Origin of the sequence: Rhizobium rhododendri, from assembly GCF_007000325.2 — a bacterium.
GTDB classification, from domain to species: Bacteria; Pseudomonadota; Alphaproteobacteria; order Rhizobiales; family Rhizobiaceae; genus Rhizobium; species Rhizobium rhododendri.
On record NZ_CP117267.1, the window covers coordinates 1,170,629 to 1,188,122 of the forward strand.

Sequence of the window (17,494 nt, forward strand, 5' to 3'; positions counted from 1 at the left end):
TTGGCATCTATTGTCGGGGAATCCCAAGTCATTCTGCGGCCTCCAGGGTTATGCGCTGCGGCTTGATGCTGACGGGAGGCGGAGCCTTTGGCTTGGGGATGTATTTAGCCCCCTTGAGCCATAGCTTCAGTGCCTCCCAGTGAATGCCGGCGACGATCTTCAGGGTCAGGAATGGGATGCGGACTGTCAGCGCGAGAAGCGTCGCGGTTGCCATTGTCTGCCGACGTCCAGTGAATGTGGCCGCCAGCAACGGACCCTCCGCATCGGTTTCGAGGATACGCCAGCGAATTTCATCGCCCGGCGGGAGCATGCGGAAATGATAGCGCATCTGCATCGGGATGAAGGGCGAAACGTGAAAAATCTTGTCGCAGCTCTGGCGCAGTCCACTTTCGGTCATCTCGCCGTCGCTGACCGGGCACACATAGGTGTGCCGCTCGCCGAACGTGTTTCGGACCTCGTAGATGGCAGCCATCAAGCGCTCGTTGGCGTCGTAGGCGTAATAGACGGAAATCGGATTGAAGACGTAGCCGAGGATGCGCGGGTAGCAGACCAGCACGATGCGGGCGGCCCGTTCTGGAAGACCGGCGTCTGCCAGCAGTCCGTCGGCATAGGCGCGTAGCGTGGCACTGTCGCCGCAATGGTCCTTCTCATGGAAAGCCACCAGGTTTCTCTTGTTCACTGAAAACAGGGCCGACAGTCTGTCCGCCTCGACCAGACGATCGAGATCGACGAACAGCGAGAACACCCGGTACTGGAAGCGGTGTCCGAACGGCTTCATGCGCTGGTGCATCACCTCGCCGGTATAGAGCGCAGCGGGCACAAGAGGCACCGGACCGTTGCGCTCGAGGTTGACACCGCCCTTTTCCAGAGGCTTCCTCATACCAGGACTTCAAGTTCTTGCTTGGCACGGACGGCAGCCTGCCTCGGGGCGCGCCACGGGATGACGCCGCCGAGCGCCTCGGCTGCCGCGAGACCGGAGGTCAGGCCGTCTTCATGGAAGCCGTATCCAGTCCAAGCGCCGGCGAAATGGCTGTGGTTCCGCCCCTGTATGCTGGCAAGCCGCAATTGTGCATCCATACTGCCGCCGTTGAATTGCGGGTGGTCGTAGGAATACTCGGCAAACACCTTAGACGGATCGGGTTCGCGATCAGGGTTGAGGGTGACGAACAGGGGATGGTCGTCACGAATGCCTTGCAGCCGGTTCATCCAGTAGCTGACAGCGCAGCCTTTCTCGCCTTCGCCTGCGCTGGAGCGGAGATAGTTCCAGGACGCCCAGACCTTGCGGCGCTTCGGCATCAGGGAGAGGTCGCGGTGGAGCACGACACGGTTAGGGCCGTAGGGGATAGCGCCGAGCAGGCGTCGTTCTTCGGGCGTTGCGTCCTTCAGCATCGCCAGGGTCTGGTTGCTGTGGGCGGCAAAAATCACCTTGTCGTAGATCGCTTCGCGACCATGCTCGTCGGTGATCAACACGTGATCGTCGCGACGCTGGACGGCGCGGATACCGCATGACAGCTTCAGTCGGTCGCCGAGCGGTGACAGAAGCTTTTCCAGATAGTTGCGGCTTCCCCCGGTAACCGTGCGCCACTGGTGCTGCTTGAGGTAGATCAGGCGGTGATTGTCGAAGAAATTGACGAAATGCTCGGCGGGGAAGTCGAGCATCTGCGCTGCCGGTGTCGACCAGATGGCGGCCGCCATGGGGATCAGGTAGTTGTTGGTGAAGCCCGGCGAAAAACCCCGCCAGTCGAGGTAGTCGCCGATCGAGCGTTCGGCGAGATGGCCCGCGGCGCGGTCCGTAAGGCAGGTCTTGTTGAAGCGCATGATCTCGCGCACCATCCAGAGAAAGGATGGGCGTAGCAGGTTGCGTTTCTGGGCGAACAGCGTCCCCAGATTATCGCCACTCCATTCCATCCTGCCGCGGTCGAGCGATAGTGCAAAGCTCATGTTGCTGGCATGGGTTTTGACACCCAGTTCGGAAAATAGCGCCGTCAGGTTCGGATAGTTCTGCTCGTTGTAGACGATGAACCCGGTGTCGACGGAAATCGGCGTGCCGTCATAGTCGATATCGACAGTTGCCGTGTGCCCGCCCGCCCGGTCCGCCTTTTCGTAGAGCGTGACATCGTGCACCGGGTGAAGCGCCCAGGCGGCGGAGGTGCCGGAAACGCCGGAGCCGATTACCGCGATTTTCATGCGGTGGGCGCCGTTGTGTCCAGGGTCTGCAAACAGGGCGTTCATGCGGCGTCCTTTACTGCACTATAGGCTTTCAGCGCCCGGTCACGGGCCTTTGCGTGGTCGACGATCGGGTTGGGGTAGGTCTTGCCGAGGGCGATGCCCGCCTTGCCGAGCACCGATGCCGGTGCCTCGAACGGCCGGTGAATGTACTTGTTGCCGAGTTCGGCCAGTTCCGGAACGAACTCGCGGACATACGTCCCCTCGGGATCGAATTTCTCGCCCTGCAGGATGGGATTGAAGATGCGGAAAAACGGCGAGGCGTCGGCCCCGGAGCCCGCGACCCACTGCCAGGAGGCAGCATTGCTGGCGGGATCGGCATCGACGAGCGTATCGCGAAACCACTCCTCGCCCTTACGCCAATCGATCAGCAGATCCTTGATCAGGAACGAGGCGACGATCATGCGGACGCGATTGTGCATCCACCCATGCTTCCACAACTGCCGCATGCCGGCATCGACGATGGGGTAACCTGTGCGCCCTTGCGTCCAGTCCTCGAACAGATCCGTTTCCGTCCTCCATTCGAAGGCGTCGAAACGCTTGTTCCAGTTGGCGGAGGGAAGGGCCGGGAAGTGAAACAGCAGATGATAGGAAAAGTCCCGCCAGGCCAGTTCCTTGCGGAAATGGATGACGTCGTCCTGCGGCGTGCTCTTCGGGAGGTTGCGCGTCGCATACCAGATGCGGGCCGGCGATATCTCGCCGAGTGCCAGATGCGGAGAAAGCATCGAGGTCGCGGGCTTGGCCGGGAAATCACGATCCGCCTTGTAACCGGTCAGCGCCTCGTCGACGAAGTCGTCGAGCCGTTCGCGAGCCGATGCCTCGCCCGGCACCCAGACGTCGGAGAACGACAGCGCCCAGTTCGGCTTTGTCGGCAGCAGTTTCCAGTCCGACAATGGCTCGCTGTCCGGCCACGCTTCAGGGGCTGTGATTTCCTTCGGTGCATCCAGCGGCTCCGGCGGCTCGCCGCGGCTTTCGAGCGCCCGCCAGAACGGCGTGTACACGCGGTAGGGTGTGCCTCCGCCGGTCATCAGCTTCGAAGGCTCATGCAGCAGCTGGCCGGCGAAGCTGGTAGCCTCTATGCCGCGCTCGGCGAGTTGCCGCTTGATCTCGGTGTCGACGGCGATACCGGCCGGGTCGTAGCGGCGGTTCCAGACGACGCCGGTCGCGCCCGAGGTTTCGATAAGCCTGGAGAGCGCGGAAAGTGCCTCGCCGCTTGCAAATATCAGGTCGCTGCCAAGGTTGCGGAGAGACGCCTGAAGCGCGGTCAGCGAGTGGTGGAGCCACCAGCGCTGTGCGGCGCCGAGCGGTCCCGTGCCGTCTTTATCGGGTTCGCGTATATAGAGGGGAATGATCGGCCGGCCTTTTTCGCAGGCGGCATGCAGCGCGAGGTTGTCGTCGAGCCGGAGGTCCTTTCGGAACCAAAGGATGGTGCATCCGCTCGCCTTCGTCACTGCTGTCATCCCCCTTTTTCCTTCTGATTGAAGTCTGTTACGCATCTACGTTGTTGTCGGATCAAAGGTTTCAAGGCTTGCGGCGAAAACCCGCGCAGCCTTGTCCCCGGCGCCGGATGCCGCCGTGAAAGCAAGCGAAATGCAGTGTCGCATCAGATTCTCCGAGGGCTGTCACCGTTCTGTTATGCAACGTGGTTAGCTCTCCGGCCATATCGGCAAGGAGTGTAGCATGGCAGAAATCCGCATCGAACAGGTCCGCAAGGCCTATGGCAGCAACAAGGTTGTTCACGGCGTGGATCTGAATTTTCGTTCCGGTGAGTTTGTCGTCATCCTCGGGCCGTCCGGTTGCGGCAAGTCCACCCTGCTCAGGATGATCGCAGGCCTCGAGGATATCACCAGCGGCGAGATCGTCATCGACGACGTGGTTGTCAATCAGCTGGAGCCCCGCGAGCGCGGCTGCGCCATGGTGTTCCAGAACTATGCGCTCTATCCGCACATGAACGTCGCGGCCAACATGGGCTACGCGCTCAAGGTTTCCGGCGTGCCAAAAGAGGAACGCGACCGCCGCATCAAGGAAACGGCGCGCATCGTCGGCCTCGAGGATTTTCTCGACCGCAAGCCGGGCGAGCTATCCGGCGGCCAGCGTCAGCGCGTCGCGATGGGCCGCGCCATCATCCGCGAGCCGAAAGTCTTCCTGTTCGACGAACCGCTGTCCAACCTCGATGCCAAGCTGCGCGTCCAGATGCGCGTCGAGATCCGCCGCCTGCACAAGCGCCTGTCAGCCACCTCCGTGTTCGTCACCCACGACCAGGTCGAGGCGATGACGCTCGCCGACAAGCTGGTGGTGATGTACAAAGGCAAAGTCGAGCAGGTCGGCACGCCCCTGGAAGTCTACAACAAGCCGCGCACCCGTTTCGTCGGCTCGTTCATCGGTTCTCCCGCGATGAACTTTCTCGAGGGCTCGTTCGCCGCAGACGGCACGCACTTCATCTTCGACGGCATTCCGATCCCGGTCGATCCGGCCATCGGCAGGGCCAATGCCGGGCGCGCTGCAGCCCTCGGCATTCGTCCTGAGCACGCCTACATGGTGCCGGTGGGGACGCCAGGCAGCATCCCGGCGACTGTCGATTTCGTCGAGGAGCTCGGCGCCGGTCGCGTCATCCACTCCGACATCAACGGCTCGAACTTCGCGCTCAGCATTTCCGACCATATCACCAGCGAAACCGGCCAGGAGATCGCCCTGCACCTGCCTGCCGAGCACATCCACCTGTTCTCCAACGAAACCGACCTGCGCCTCGACCTGCCGGAAACGGCACCGGTGCGGAAGCTGGAACTGGTCTCCTGATCTGACGTGAATTTATCAAGATGGTCTATCTAATGCCGTTGGAGCCCTACTCCAGCGGCATTTTCATGAGCAGTCGCGGGCGGGAACGAAAATGGCGGGCACGAGGCCCGCCATCATATTGGTCTGGGTCGAAGGGAAGTAGGCTTACTTCTCCGTGGAGATCAGCCCGCGCACGAACCAGCGCTGCATCAGGACAACGACAATCATCGGCGGCAGCATCATGATCAGCGTTCCGGCCATGGCGATATTCCATTCCGGTATGCCGCCGAAGTTCGGAACCAGCTTCTGCAGCGCGGTGCCGACGACGTAGCGGTGGGGATCGGTCGTCACCAGCAGCGGCCAGAGATATTGGTTCCACGCCCAAAGGAACATGATCGTTCCGAGCGCCGCCATGTTGGTGCGCGACAACGGCATCAGGATATCGATGAAGAATCGCACCGGACCGGCACCGTCCATGCGGGCGGCTTCCGTCAACTCGTCCGGTATCGTCAGGAAGAACTGGCGGTACAGGAAGGTGCCGGTGGCGGTCGCGACAAGCGGCAGGATCAGGCCCGGATAGGAGTTAAGCAGGCCGAAGTTCATCTTGAGCTCGACGCCGGTGAGGGTCTGGATGAGCCAGGTCACGCCGGTGACGTCCAATATGGTCTGGTACGGCGAGAGCACGTCGGCGGCGACGGCGTAGGTCGGGACGATACGGACTTCGAGTGGCAGCATGAGCGTTATGAAGATCATCCAGAACATCACATTGCGGCCTGGAAAGCGGAAGTAGACGATCGAGAAGGCTGTCAGCGCCGAGACGAGAACCTTGGCGGCGGCAACGCCAACGGCGACGATCATGCTGTTCAGCAAAACCGAGCCAAGGTTGGCGTTGACCCAGGCAGTCTTGATGTTGACCCAGAAATCGCTGCCGGGAATCAACGGCATCGGTGTCTGGTTGACATCGGTCAGGTTGTGGGTCGACGCGATGACGACCATGGCAAAGGGCGCTGCGGCGACCAAAAATCCTAGAAACAGGATCAGGTGCGTGAAGAAGTCCAATAGGGGGGTACGTTCGACCATGATTGCCTCAGCGGTAGTGCACGCGCCGCTCGATGAAGCGGAACTGGAAAATGGTAAGCAAGACGATCAGGGCCATCAATATGATGCTCTGGGCAGCCGCGCCGGAAAAATCGAGGCCTTTGAAGCCATCGGAATAGATCTTGTAGACCATCAGGTTCGTGGAGTTTGCTGGGCCTCCCGATGTCATGATGTCGATGATGCCGAACGAGTCCTGGAAGCTCTCGGTGATGTTGATGACGAGCAGGAAAAAGATCGTCGGTGTGATCAGCGGAAACTGAATGTCCTTGAAGCGCCGCATGACACCTGAACCATCCATGGCGGCGGCTTCAATGAGGGACCGGGGGATGCTCTGGAAGGCGGCGAGGAAAAAGATGAAATTGTAGCCGATGTATTTCCATGAAAACGCGGCGATGATGGATGCCATCGCATCGAAACCATCGAGGCCCGGATCCCAAAGCCCCGGCCACCAATGGTTCACCACGGAAATGATGCCGGCTTCAGGTGCCAGGATGAAGCGGAAGGCAAGGGCAAGCGCGGGCGCGGCAATTCCGTACGGCCAGATGAGCACGACCCTGTAGAACTTCGAGCCTCTCAACTGCCTGTCTGTCAGAGCCGCGAGCACGAGACCCACCGTCATCGACAAGCCGGTACTGATTGCCGCAAACACGAGACTGCGGCTGACCGAGTTCCAGTATTCGGCATTGGTGAGGATCGATCTGAAATTGTCGAGTCCGACGAAGATATTGCCGCCGCCCCAGGGCTGCTGCAGCGTCAGCGACCAGAAGACCGCCTGACCCGCCGGCCAATAGAAGAAGGTGAAGATGAGAAGGAGTTGCGGTACCGCGAACAGTATACCGATGGTCGACTTGTTGAATGTTGTTCGCTTTTCCATGATTTTTTCCGGCAGGCATCGGGCTCGAAGAACTGTGCTTCATGATAAAAAAGCGCCGTCCAAGGTTGGACGGCGCCGGTTTGCGAGCATTCGGTATCAGGGCAGGGTCTTGCCCTTGTAGGTCTGTTCGAAGCGTTCGAGGTTGGCGTCGCCGTTCTTGACGAGGTTGTCGATGCCTTCCTTGACGCTGACCTTGTTGGAGAAGATCGCCTGCATCTGGGTGCCGAATTCAGCGCGGATCTGCGTGAAGTTGCCGAGACGGATACCGCGGGTGATCGGCGTAGGCTCGGAGGCCGTCAGGCTCGCGATGGCGACTTCGCGGCCCTTGTAGGGTGCCTTGTCGTAGAAGCCGGTGGACTTCATGTAATCGAACCCCGACTTGGTAACGGGGATGTAGCCGGTGTTGGTCGACCAGAAGAGCGCGGTCTTCGGATCGTGGATGAAGTTGAGGAAGGCAGCCGCGGCCTTGTACTCATCCTTGGACTTGCCCTGCAGAACCCAGAGCGAAGCGCCGCCGACGAGCGAATTCTTGCGCTCGGTGCCGGCATAGACCGGAAGTTCGGCAACGTCCCAGGCCATGCCGGCCTTCTGGGTCTTGCCGACCGTGCCGTGATCGCCGACCGACGTCATGATCATCTGGCAATCGCCGGATGCGAAGGCCTGGACCATGTCCTGGCCAAGATCCTTGTTCTTGATCTTGATGAGACCCTGATCATACCAGCTCTTGAGGTCGGTCACGTACTTGACGAACAGGGTCTTGTTGACCGTCAGGCGGGCGTCGAGGCCGTCATAGCCGTTGTTCTTGGTTGCGATCGGCTGGTTGTGGATGGCAGAGAACTGCTCCATCAACTGCCAGCTCTCGTTGTTGGAGATGTTGATCGCCATCGGGCATTGGTAACCGGCGGTCTTCAGCGCCTTCATGTCGTCGGCTGCTTCTTCCCACGTCTTCGGTGCTTCCGTCTTGCCGATCTTGGCAAAGGAGTCCTTGTTCCAGTAGAGCAAAGCGGTCGAGGAGTTGAACGGGAAGGAGAGCAGCTCGCCCTTGGAGGTCGCATAGTAGCGGGCGATGCCCGGGAAATAGTCGTTCCAGTCGATCTTGTAGCCGTTTTCTTCCATCAGCTTGCCGGCAGGATAATACGCGCCCGACAGCATCATCGATGCCGTGCCGGCGTCATAGACCTGCACGACGGCCGGCTGCTTGCCGGCGCGGAACGCGGCAATGGTGTTCTGCAGCGTGGCGTCGTAGTTGCCCTGGCTGACGCAGGCGACTTCGTAGTCCTTCTGCGACTCGTTGAAGTTCTTGCACATCTGCTGGACGACGCGTTCTAGGTCGCCCGACAGGCCGAACCAGAAGTCGAACTTGACCGGCGCAGCGGCAGCCGGCAGAGCGAGCGACAGGCTGATCGCCGCAGCGCCAGCAGCCGTCAGGCAGCGCTTCACGCCCGGCAGACCCATATAATGATTGAGTTTGAACATAATCCCTATTTCCTTTTGATCGACAAGGCTGCAGGCCCCACGCAGCCCTTGGCAGCGGTTTTATAGACACGCTGTGTGACAGTTTATTGCGGGCAGATGTTGCGGCGCGAAATGGTTCTGGACAGGCTGTGACGCACCGTCGGAGAGACGATCGAAGGCGACCGGCAAGCACCGAAAATGACAAGGCATGATCGACTGCGCGGGCTCCGCTGCCAGCCACTGACCCTCAGCGCTCTGTCATGCACATTTTCGTGATCCCTGGAATAAGAAGGAACCCTTTGTAACTCTTTGCCGTTATGGCGTTGTGAATTCCAAATGAGGTCCAAAATGCGCAATTTTATTCTTGCTTCCGCAGTTGCACTGGCTGCAACCCTTTCGTCGGGCGTAGCTGCTCGTGCTGACGACATGTCCATGCGTCACAATATGCACGGCATGCACCAGAAGCATTGCATGATGAAGACGGTAAAGCACCGCGACCGCCACGGTCATATGGTCGTCAAGAAGATGCGCGTTTGCCGCTAAACGGCCGGCCAGTCGTTTTGATGGAAACCCGGTTGATGATAAGTCAGCCGGGTTTTTTTACGGGATGGGACGTGGTCCGTGACAGGATGTGCGATCCGCATTAGGATAGCCCACTAGCATTTTTAGGGAAAACCGACATGATAAATGTCCGCCAGATCGCCACCGCCGCAGTCTTCGGCGCTTCTATCTTACTCATGACCGTCGCTCCGGCGGCCTCGATGCCGATTTCTGGTGTGACTTCGGTGCAGACCGGCACCCCAGACGTCATTCAGGTCAGGAACCGCAGTCATCATCATGATCACCACCGGCGCGACCACCGCTTCCACGGCTGTGACGATTACTATGACAATAACGACCAGAGCGGCGTCCTCTTCAAATCGTTCGTAACCGGCACTTTGTTTCACGCCCGCTAGTCAAAAACCTGTCGCCCCGAGATATCCCAAAGTGTGCGAGATCTTCGATCTCGGTCAGCCTGTTTCCACCCCGGCGCCAACCTTTCGGAAAGGGTTGGCTGGGATAATGCCGCTCGCTAGTGAAGGAGCGGATAATGGCACAAAGGCGCAGCACGCGAAAACCAGCCCGCAGGACGGCCAAAAAGAAAAGCGGCGGCGGCGGAAGCATTCTGCCATGGTTGGCCGTTGCGACAGTGCTGGCGATTGTCGGATACGATCACTGGCAGTCCATCAAGCCTGAATTGACGACCCTGGCAAAGGGCACCGTTGCTGCACCCGTGGTAGCCGCCCTCCCGTCACCGGCTGCCAGGCCGCAGGCTCCGGCCGTCCGTGCCGTGGACAACAGCCCGGTTCCGCCAGCGCCCATTCCCGTCGCCATGCCCGTTCCGACACCGAGCCCGCAGCCGGCCTCCGCCTTGACTGCGACATCCGTCTCCGAAAGCTTCGGTCTTTGCGGCCAGGGCACGCATATCAACTGCGTCTTCGACGGCAGCACGTTCTGGGTCCGCGGCACGAGGATCCGCATTGCCGATATCGACACACCGACGCTCGGCCCCTCGCGTTGCGTCGAGGAAGAGCGGCGCGCCAATGCCGCCAAGCTGCGCCTTCTCTCCTTGCTCAACGCCGGCCCGTTTACGCTCCAGCCGGCATCGTCGACCACAGAGCCTGCGGGCACAACGCAGCGTCGCGTCCTGCGCGCCGGCCAGTCCTTCGGGGATACCCTGGTGCGCGAGGGCCTCGCCCACCGTCGCATGGACCGCCCTGTTTCCTGGTGCGCCTGACCTTCAGCTGGTAAGCAAACTTTATCCAGAGAGATAAGGCACGCTCTATTTCTGTGCACGTCCCGCCTGTTCAGGTAGCTGTCAGGAAACTCACCTAAGTGCCGCCGCTTTTGTGGGGTCTAGGGCAGTACCGATTCCGGGCGGCTTGCAGAAGTCGTCCCTGTCTTTCCATCTGGAGAAGATTTATTGACCGATCATGCCGGCGGGGGCGGGCGCCATTCATTCCGTCCACGAGTAGGCAGCGTCACGCTTTGCCTGTTGACGAGCCTCTACATCGTCCTTTTCACCAACTACACATTCTGGACGCGGGCTCACACCTACCTCTCGAGCGATCCTATCGCCTTCGTGGCTTTCGTCGTCGGCGTCTGCGCGCTGATATCGGCCGTGATGATCATTCCCTCGGCAAAGTACCTGATCAAGCCGGCGCTGGTCTTCTTCGTCCTGGTAGCCTCGGTATCGTCCTGGTTCACCGACCAGTTCGGAACGATCATTGATCGCGAGATGATCCGCAATGCGGCGGTGACGACCACAGCCGAGGCGGGGCACCTGATCACGGTAGGCTTTGCCACCCATGTGATCCTGACCGGCATCCTGCCGTCGCTTTTCATCATCTGGGTGCGGGTCCTTCATCGGCCGTTTCTCAGCAAGCTCGGCTATAATCTCGCAGTCATTGCCCCATGCCTTGCCATATTCGTGGTAGCCGGCCTTAGCTTTTCGCGCACCTACGCTGCCGTCGGCCGCAAGAACCCGGATCTCGTCCTGACGCTCAACCCCTTCGTGCCGATCGTCAGCGCCGTCAAATATCTCGTCGGCACGGAACGAGACCGTAACATCGTTGCCGCCCCCATCGGCACGGACGCGCACCGGACTGCGCCGGGCCAGAAGCCACGGGTCACGATCATCGTCGCCGGCGAGACGGCGAGGGCGCAGAATTTCTCGCTCGGAGGCTACGGACGCGATACCAATCCGGAATTGAAGAAGCAGGATATCGTCTATTTCCCCAACACGACGAGTTGCGGCACCGCGACGGCGACCTCGATCCCGTGCATGTTTTCCATCTACGCCCGCGCCGAGTACAGCCACCGCAAGGGACTGGAGACCCAGAACCTGCTGGATGTGCTTTCCTATGCCAAGGTCAACGTCACCTGGCTGGACAACGACACCGGCGCTTATGGCGTCGCCGACCGCGTGCCCTACACCTTCCTGCCGAAGGCGGCCGATCCGCGCTTCTGCAAGGACGGCGAATGCCTCGATGCCATCCTCCTCGACAAGCTCGACGACTACCTCGCCAACGCCAAGCAGGACAGCGTTCTGGTGCTCCACCAGCTGGGAAGCCACGGCCCTGCCTACTACCTACGCTATCCCGAGAATTTTCGGCGCTTCACCCCGGATTGCCGCGCTGCCGAGTTCGGAAGCTGCAAGCCCGAAGAGATTGTCAACGCCTACGACAATTCCATCCTCTATACCGACCACATCGTCTCGGAGGTCATCAACAGGCTGAAGGCTCATCAAGGCAACGTGGCGGGCGCGATGATCTACGTCTCCGACCATGGCGAATCGCTCGGCGAAAACGGCCTCTATCTCCACGGCGCACCCTATGTCATTGCCCCGGCGGAGCAGACGCGTGTGCCGTTTCTCGTCTGGCTGGCAGGCGACCTGCAGGCGTCTGCCGGCTTCGACATGGCCTGCCTTTTGGCCAGGGCAGGGGCGTCCTACTCCCACGACAACTTCTTTCACAGCGTGCTCGGCCTGATGGACATCGGCACCAAGGTCTATGACCCCGCCCTCGACATCTTCGCCAGCTGCCGGAAAAAGGTGGCTGGGGCGCCAAGTCCGGGATAGCGGCGGCGGCGCTGCGAAAGGCCAGCGCGGGCGTGTCGCAGCCTTCGCCTTTTTGCTTGAAAACAGAGGGATTCGCGGTTAAGCAAAGCCCAATGCCTAGCCGCGGACAGTGTTTGCGATATCATCTGCGGAACATAGACAGCAACGGCGGGAAATCCGCTCTTTCGGAGGCGAGCAGCGATGTCTGCAAAGATCTACCGTCCGGCGAAGACCGCCATGCAATCCGGCAAGGCCAAGACCCACAGCTGGGTTCTGGAGTTTGACCAGGAAAGCCCGCGAAAGATCGATCCGATCATGGGCTACACCTCGTCCGACGACATGCGCCAGCAACTGAAGCTTTCATTCGAAAGCCAGGAGCTGGCCGAGGCCTACGCAACCCGCAACGGCATCGAGTATCGGGTAATCCCGCCGAAGGAAACCGTCCGCCAGACTGTTTCCTACACCGACAACTTTCGCTTCAATCGCAACCAGCCCTGGACGCACTGATTCATCAGGCTCCGTTCGCCACGCTGCCATCTCAATGCAGCAAAAACATCCGGCCCCTTAGCTCAGCTGGATAGAGCACCTGCCTTCTAAGCAGGTGGTCGCTGGTTCGAATCCAGCAGGGGTCACCACTTTTTTCAGAATATCAGAATCCTAATGCCGCGTGACAGCCGCCGTAATCGGAGCCGCCTCTGGCAACGTCAGGCTGGCGACGGCGAGTTCCAGCAGTTGGCTGACGGGGTGGTTGTTGGCGCTTTCAGCGGCGTTCCGGGCGGTCTGGCACAGCCGCAAAAGTGCTGTGGAAGGACACTCGGGTGTCGCATTGCTCACTGGGAATATCATGCCGGCGTATTGGGATGGGGTGCCCGCGGGATCGCGGAAGCATTGGCCGTATGCAATCACCCGCGTCGTTTTCCCGTCGCCGTCGATGACCCTATAGGTTTTGCTGATAGGGACTGCCGCTGATGATTTCCTCGTGGATCGCTCTCGCGACGGCACCTCGATCCTCCGCATGCACCTTTTCGATGAACCGCTCTATCGGCAGGCCACGTCTGACGCGATCGGCTGGCAGGTCGAATAGCTGAGCGACGCTGGCGCTGGCCATGATTGTATTCGTCGCGAGGTTCCAGGAGTAAGTTCCCGCTTCGCGGGTAGTCGGTCCCCTGGATGGTTCGAAATACAGTCTGCTCATCATGCCCCCGATATTGCAGCTCCAAGAATCAATATCCCAGATACAATTTATGGGCGAAGTTTCGCCATATACAAGACGTTCGAATATTCTAATTTAAATAATGTCAAATTTAGCATTTTGTAGGAGGGCATTCGAACGTCGTGGGCCACCGTGGTCCGCCTTCGAACACTGGAATGCTAGGGCGCCAGGCCTCAGATAACGATCACGCCCTTGTGCTTCGCCTTGTCTTCCGGCTCGACATGGATGGTCGTGATAGCGCCCGACACGGCTTGCTTCAGGGCGGCCTCGATCCTGTCGCAAATCGTATGGGCGTCGCCGACGGTCATTGCGGTCGGGACGACGAGGTGGAAGTCGATGAATGTGACGCGGCCGGCATGCCGTGTCCGCAGAGCGTGCGCCTCGAGAGCGTCGCTGGCATTGGCGGAAATCACCCCGCGGATCAGCGCAAGTTCTTCGGGCGGGGCGGCTTCGTCAAGCAGGCCGCTGGCGCTTTCGCGGATGACGCCCCATCCGCTCCACAGCACATGCAGCGCCACCAGCGCGGCAATGATCGCATCCAGCTGGATGATGCCGGTGAAGATTACCAGCGCCACGCCGATGAGCACGCCGAGCGAGGTGACGACATCCGCCATCAGATGCTTGCCATCGGCGACCAAGGAGGCCGACCGGTGGAGCTTTCCCTGGTTTATGAGGACGTAGCTCCAGCCGATGTTGAGGATCGTGGCGGCGGTGCTGACGATCATGCCGGTCCAGGGTGCATCGATCGGCTTCGGGGCGATGAAGCCATGATAGGCTTCGTTGAGAATGGCAATTGCGGCGCCGACGATCATTGTGCCGACCACTACGGCAGAGAGATATTCAGCCTTGTGGTGACCGTAGGGATGCTGCTCGTCCGGCGGCACCGCGGCTGCCTTGATAGCGAAAATGACGGCCATAGCGGTGACGACGTTGATGATGCTCTCCAGCGCGTCGGAGAACAGCGCGACGCTGCCGGTGATCCAGAACGCAGCATATTTAATGGCCAGCACGACGATGCTGACAACGAAACTGCCGAGTGCGATTTTCAGTGACCGGTCCATCAATTCCTACTCCGCCGGCAGCGCAATCCGGTCGTTGAGGTGACCGGTGCCCTGACAAAAGACGGAAAGCTCTATGAAAAACAACGGAAGATGCACTGCGCGCTGATGCGCGAGCGTCATACTGTGTTCCTGAAAAGCAATCCCCTGAGCCGAGAGATAAGAAAAGCGCCATCGGCTGTCAAGCCGCTAAAATGGCTTTTATCTAGTAATAAGAATGACTTGCAGGTAGATTGTGCGAATGGGAATGAGTTGCATTAAGCATGCAGCAACTCCTGCCACCTGCATGGCGTGTGGCGTCACACCCTATCAAGGCCTGGTCGGGACGGGCGCTGCTTCCAGCGCCCTCCACATTCAGAACGAGATCATGTCGATCGCCGTCAATGTCGTCTTGGCCGCGACGCCCGGTGCGTGTGTCATGTGCCACGCGACATATTGCTCGGCATAGAGTTCGGTCGACGACATAGCGTCGACAGGCAGGATGATGTTCATGCCGTGAAATGCAGCGTCGCTCGCGGTCGCAAGCACGGCTCCCTCGGATGCCGTACCGGTGACGATGACGCTCTTGATCCCCTTGGCTGCCAGGATCTTGTCGAGGTCGGTATTGACGAACTTGTCCGGGCCGGATTTGACGATCGCCTCGCCATCCCGAGGCGCCAGAACGGTGGCAATGTCGGCTTTGGTGCCGGCGCCTGCGAGGCTGTAGACCACGAGCATGCCCTTGGCGCGCGCCTCGGACAACAGCTTGGCAACCTTTGGAAGCGACTCTAGGCACCGGGGCTTGGTCTTGCTGTTGCATGGCCCCTTGGTCGGATCCTGCGCGCCATTGAAATCGAGAAGCAGCAACGCTGTTGTTGGCAGATCGACCTTCACCGGCTTGAGTTCGGGTGGAGACGGTACCTTCACCTCTTTCCAGGTATCGATGATCGTCTGCGCCGACGCTGCACCGGATAAGGCGACGTTGCAGGCCAGCGCCGCAGCGATCATGGCAGGGGTTGCGGTTTTACGTAATGTCTTCGATTTCCTCATTTACTTCTCCCGGAGCGGTTATCGCCGCTACTTTGACCAAGGATGAGGGGAATGTAACGAAAACTATACGTGAACGGGCTATCTGTGGACTTTGTCGAGTGGCATAAGAGACAAGCTTGCTGCAAAGTTGAACGGTAATGTTAGGCTCGGGCGTTCGAAAGAATCGCCGGCAGTAAAACATCAGTTGTCTTCGGCACATTTGATCGCCATATGCGTTGCCTCACCATCAACTTCGATGAATAGGGCTCTGAAGGGCCGGAGATACGATGACAGCCGTGCCGCGCGATACCTCCGCACCTGCCAAGGGCCTGCCGAGCATCCTGTTTCCGATGATCGGTTCCATCGGTGTCGTCTATGGTGATATCGGCACGAGCCCGCTCTACGCCTTCCGTGAGGCACTGCGACCCTTTGTCGAAGACGGCGTGACACGCGGCGAGATCCTCGGCCTCGTGTCGCTGATGCTCTGGACGCTGACCGTCATCGTGACGTTCAAATATGTTCTTTTCTTGCTGCGTGCCGACAATGACGGCGAGGGCGGCACGCTCTCCCTGCTTGCTCTGCTCGCGAAGAAATCGAGCCGCTACAAGAATGGCCTGCTGTTTGCAGCGCTGATCGGCACCGCCCTGTTCATCGGCGACGCGATGATTACGCCAGCTCTGTCGGTGCTGTCTGCCGTCGAGGGGCTGAAGCTGGTGACCCCGGTGTTCTCGACCTATGTGGTACCGATCGCCGTCGTCATCATGATCTTGCTGTTTGCCATCCAGTCGCGCGGCACGGCCACAGTCTCGCGCTTTTTCGGTCCTATCACCCTTCTCTGGTTCCTGGTGATCGCCCTCGGTGGCCTGTCGCATATCATCGAGTCCCCCTCCATTCTGACCGCACTCAACCCGATCCATGCCGTCCGCTTCATCGCCCATGCCGGGACGGTGGGGCTTGTCGTGCTCGGCGCCGTGTTCCTGACGGTGACGGGTGCTGAAGCGCTCTACGCCGATCTCGGACATTTCGGTCGCAAGCCGATCCAGGCTGCCTGGTTTTTCGTGGTCTTTCCGTCGCTGGCATTGAATTATCTCGGGCAGGGCGCATTGGTTCTGCATGACCGCGCCGCAGCCGCCAATCCGTTCTTCCTGATGTTTCCGGACTGGGCGCTGCTGCCCGTCGTCATCCTCGCTACCTGCGCAACCATCATTGCCAGCCAGGCTGTCATTACCGGCGCTTTTTCGCTAGCTCGGCAGGCAATCCACCTGGGTCTTCTTCCGCGCCTTGAAATCTGCTTTACCTCCGAAACCAACACCGGGCAGATTTACCTGCCGACCGTCAACGCCATCCTGCTGATCGGCGTGCTCGGGCTCATCTTCCTGTTCAGGAGTTCGGATTCTCTCGCCACCGCCTACGGCATCTCGGTGACCGGCGCCATGGTGGTGACGACCATCCTCTCCATCCAGTTTGTGCGTCTTTTCTGGAAATGGTCGCTGGCAACGGCACTTGCCGTTCTGCTGCCGCTGCTGGCGCTCGAATGTATCTTCCTTGCCGCAAACCTGCTGAAGATCACCGAAGGCGGCTACATTCCCGTGCTGATCGCCGGTGCACTCATCGTTATGATGTGGACCTGGCGAAAGGGCACCGGCCTGTTGAAGCTGAAGGCCGCCCGCAACGACGTCCCGCTGACGCAATTCATTGGCTCTATCGAGCGCAAGAGCAACCACGCGCCCGTCTCCGTGCCCGGCACTGCCGTGTTTCTCACCAGCTTTCCGGATCTGACCCCGAACGTGCTGCTCCATAACCTGAAGCACAACCACGCACTTCACAACCAGAACATCATCCTGACGATCAAGACCATCCCTCGACCGATGGTCCCGGAAGGCGAGCGCTACATCATCGAATCGCTGTCGAAGCGGTTCATGAAGATGGAATTGCGCTTCGGTTTCATGGAGACGCAGGATGTGTCGAAGGCCCTGAGCCTCTGTCGCAAGGATGGCTTCAAGTTCGATATCATGACGACCTCTTTCTACATCGGTCGCCGCAAGCTGGTGGGTAGCCCGACCTCCGGCATGCCGCTCTGGCAGGACCGATTGTTCATTCGCATGGCGGGCCTTGCGATCGATCCTTCCGATCACTTTCACCTGCCCAATAACCGCGTGGTCGAGATCGGCGAGCAGGTCATCATCTAG

Annotated in this window: 17 protein-coding genes and 1 tRNA gene; 8 read left to right on the forward strand and 10 right to left on the reverse strand. The window is 59.8% G+C overall.

What is annotated here, in order from left to right; all coding sequences use genetic code 11:
* Positions 1–28 precede the first annotated feature (28 nt).
* The 3 genes from PR018_RS05855 to PR018_RS05865 are packed head-to-tail and all read right to left on the reverse strand — an operon-like array spanning position 29 to position 3,686.
* Complete coding sequence (locus tag PR018_RS05855) at positions 29–880, reverse strand: DUF1365 domain-containing protein (RefSeq protein WP_142822470.1); 852 nt, start codon at positions 878–880, stop codon at positions 29–31.
* Entirely contained in the window at positions 877–2,232 is a 1,356-nt protein-coding gene (locus tag PR018_RS05860; protein ID WP_142822472.1) for an NAD(P)/FAD-dependent oxidoreductase, read from the reverse strand. The genes PR018_RS05855 and PR018_RS05860 overlap by 4 nt, the downstream gene beginning before the upstream one ends.
* Positions 2,229–3,686, reverse strand: a complete 1,458-nt coding sequence (locus tag PR018_RS05865; protein ID WP_142822474.1) for a cryptochrome/photolyase family protein — start codon at positions 3,684–3,686, stop codon at positions 2,229–2,231. The genes PR018_RS05860 and PR018_RS05865 overlap by 4 nt, the downstream gene beginning before the upstream one ends.
* Before the next feature lie 220 nt (positions 3,687–3,906).
* On the opposite strand from PR018_RS05865, the gene PR018_RS05870 reads away from it, so the two are divergent.
* Positions 3,907–5,022: a sn-glycerol-3-phosphate import ATP-binding protein UgpC gene (locus tag PR018_RS05870; RefSeq protein ID WP_142822476.1), complete on the forward strand. Its 1,116-nt coding sequence runs from the start codon at positions 3,907–3,909 to the stop codon at positions 5,020–5,022.
* Between the two features lie 144 nt (positions 5,023–5,166).
* Here the strand turns inward: PR018_RS05870 and PR018_RS05875 are convergent, their stop codons facing one another.
* The 3 genes from PR018_RS05875 to PR018_RS05885 all read right to left on the reverse strand — a co-directional run bounded on the left by PR018_RS05875 (position 5,167) and on the right by PR018_RS05885 (position 8,428).
* Complete coding sequence (locus PR018_RS05875; RefSeq protein WP_142822477.1) at positions 5,167–6,081, reverse strand: ABC transporter permease subunit; 915 nt, start codon at positions 6,079–6,081, stop codon at positions 5,167–5,169.
* Between the two features lie 7 nt (positions 6,082–6,088).
* On the reverse strand, positions 6,089–6,973 hold the full coding sequence (locus PR018_RS05880; RefSeq protein WP_142822479.1) for a carbohydrate ABC transporter permease: 885 nt from the start codon (positions 6,971–6,973) through the stop codon (positions 6,089–6,091).
* Between the two features lie 96 nt (positions 6,974–7,069).
* Entirely contained in the window at positions 7,070–8,428 is a 1,359-nt protein-coding gene (locus tag PR018_RS05885) for an extracellular solute-binding protein (protein ID WP_142823578.1), read from the reverse strand.
* A 348-nt stretch (positions 8,429–8,776) separates the two neighbouring features.
* Here PR018_RS05885 and PR018_RS05890 point away from each other — a divergent pair, with 348 nt between their 5' ends.
* The 6 genes from PR018_RS05890 (at position 8,777) to PR018_RS05915 (ending at position 12,661) form a co-directional block, all read left to right on the forward strand.
* Positions 8,777–8,971: a hypothetical protein gene (locus PR018_RS05890; protein WP_142822481.1), complete on the forward strand. Its 195-nt coding sequence runs from the start codon at positions 8,777–8,779 to the stop codon at positions 8,969–8,971.
* Positions 8,972–9,108: 137 nt separating this feature from the next.
* The gene (locus PR018_RS05895) at positions 9,109–9,384 is read left to right on the forward strand and encodes a hypothetical protein (RefSeq protein WP_142822488.1); all 276 of its coding nucleotides are present in this window, start codon (positions 9,109–9,111) and stop codon (positions 9,382–9,384) included.
* Between the two features lie 134 nt (positions 9,385–9,518).
* Positions 9,519–10,205 (forward strand): thermonuclease family protein, encoded by a 687-nt coding sequence (locus tag PR018_RS05900; protein WP_142822490.1) that lies wholly within the window; start codon positions 9,519–9,521, stop codon positions 10,203–10,205.
* A 186-nt stretch (positions 10,206–10,391) separates the two neighbouring features.
* Complete coding sequence (locus tag PR018_RS05905) at positions 10,392–12,047, forward strand: phosphoethanolamine transferase (RefSeq protein WP_142822492.1); 1,656 nt, start codon at positions 10,392–10,394, stop codon at positions 12,045–12,047.
* A gap of 180 nt (positions 12,048–12,227) precedes the next feature.
* Positions 12,228–12,533: an ETC complex I subunit gene (locus tag PR018_RS05910; RefSeq protein ID WP_142822494.1), complete on the forward strand. Its 306-nt coding sequence runs from the start codon at positions 12,228–12,230 to the stop codon at positions 12,531–12,533.
* Between the two features lie 51 nt (positions 12,534–12,584).
* A tRNA-Arg gene (locus tag PR018_RS05915) sits at positions 12,585–12,661 on the forward strand.
* A gap of 22 nt (positions 12,662–12,683) precedes the next feature.
* Here the strand turns inward: PR018_RS05915 and PR018_RS05920 are convergent.
* From PR018_RS05920 to PR018_RS05935, 4 genes are all read right to left on the reverse strand, one after another.
* Entirely contained in the window at positions 12,684–12,860 is a 177-nt protein-coding gene (locus PR018_RS05920; protein WP_153816475.1) for a hypothetical protein, read from the reverse strand.
* Positions 12,861–12,963: 103 nt separating this feature from the next.
* Positions 12,964–13,134, reverse strand: coding sequence for a hypothetical protein (locus PR018_RS05925; RefSeq protein ID WP_153816474.1), 171 nt, complete (start codon positions 13,132–13,134; stop codon positions 12,964–12,966).
* 278 nt (positions 13,135–13,412) lie between these two features.
* The gene (locus PR018_RS05930; protein ID WP_142823579.1) at positions 13,413–14,300 is read right to left on the reverse strand and encodes a cation diffusion facilitator family transporter; all 888 of its coding nucleotides are present in this window, start codon (positions 14,298–14,300) and stop codon (positions 13,413–13,415) included.
* 351 nt (positions 14,301–14,651) lie between these two features.
* Entirely contained in the window at positions 14,652–15,326 is a 675-nt protein-coding gene (locus tag PR018_RS05935) for a cysteine hydrolase family protein (protein ID WP_142822497.1), read from the reverse strand.
* A gap of 266 nt (positions 15,327–15,592) precedes the next feature.
* On the opposite strand from PR018_RS05935, the gene PR018_RS05940 reads away from it, so the two are divergent.
* A complete protein-coding gene (locus PR018_RS05940) occupies positions 15,593–17,494 on the forward strand; it encodes a potassium transporter Kup (RefSeq protein WP_142822498.1) in 1,902 nt (633 codons plus the stop codon).